Source organism: Roseovarius halophilus (ex Wu et al. 2025) (assembly GCF_047086965.1).
Map to the genome: position 1 here is coordinate 1 of NZ_JBKOTX010000503.1, position 1012 is coordinate 1012.

Sequence of the window (1012 nt, forward strand, 5' to 3'; positions counted from 1 at the left end):
CGCATCGGCGTCAAGCTCACAAAGCTGCGCGACGACCAGGCCGAGTATATCGGCGTCAAACCCAAAGGACCCTACAAACCTGAACACTACAGGTATTGAGGAGGAGCACATGATCGACAGAACCCCCCATATCGTGGGTCTCGGCAATGCGCTGGTCGATGTCGTCGCGACGGTGGAGCAGGCGGTCATCGACCGCCACGGCCTCACTACCGGCGGGATGCACCTGGTGGACGCGCAAGCGGCCCATGACCTCTTCGAGGAGGTCGGGCCGGGCGTGCGCCAGTCGGGCGGCTCGGTGGCCAACTCCATTGCCCACCTCGCCGATATCGGCCTCGCCGGCACCTATCTCGGCAAGGTGGCGGCCGACGATCTCGGCCGCAGCTTCCGCGACGAGATGACAGGGCTCGGCATCGCCGCGCCGCTGTCCGACGGCACCGCCGACGAGGCCGGCACCGGCCGCTGCGTCGTACTGGTCACGCCCGACGGTGAGCGCACGATGAGCACTTATCTCGGGGCTGCCACGACGATCGCGCCCTCGGCCGTGTCCGACGCCATGCCCGAGAGCTTCGACATGCTCTTCATCGAGGGCTACCTGTGGGACGCACCGCATGGTGCGGCCGTGATCGAGACCGCAGCGCAGCGCGCCGAGGCGGCCGGGGCGCGCATCGCGCTGTCCCCGTCAGATCCGGGCTGCGTTGAGCGCAACGGTGACGTGATGCAGAACTTCATCTCGCGTCATGCCGACATCCTGATCGGCAACCACCACGAACTTGACGCGCTGGCCGGCACCAACGGTACCGAGGACGCGCTCGACTGGGCGCTTGGCCGCGTGCCCGTGGCCGCCGTGACCGAGCACGACAAGGGCTCGCTGGTGGCTGACGAGACCGGCCGGCACCACATACCTGCCGTCGCCGTGCCGCGCGTCATCGATACGACCGGCGCGGGCGACGCCTATGCCAGTGGGTTCCTCGGCGGCCTGGCGCGCGGCCAGGGCGCGGCCCCAGCTGGACAA

At 68.7% G+C, this 1012-nt stretch carries 2 protein-coding genes; both read left to right on the forward strand.

Annotated elements, in window-relative coordinates; translation table 11 throughout:
- On the forward strand, window positions 1-99 hold a 99-nt coding region (locus ACH107_RS33145), incomplete at its 5' end, for an adenosylhomocysteinase (protein WP_412508556.1).
- 10 nt (window positions 100-109) lie between these two features.
- The coding region (locus tag ACH107_RS33150; RefSeq protein ID WP_412509834.1) for an adenosine kinase at window positions 110-1012 on the forward strand (903 nt) is incomplete at its 3' end.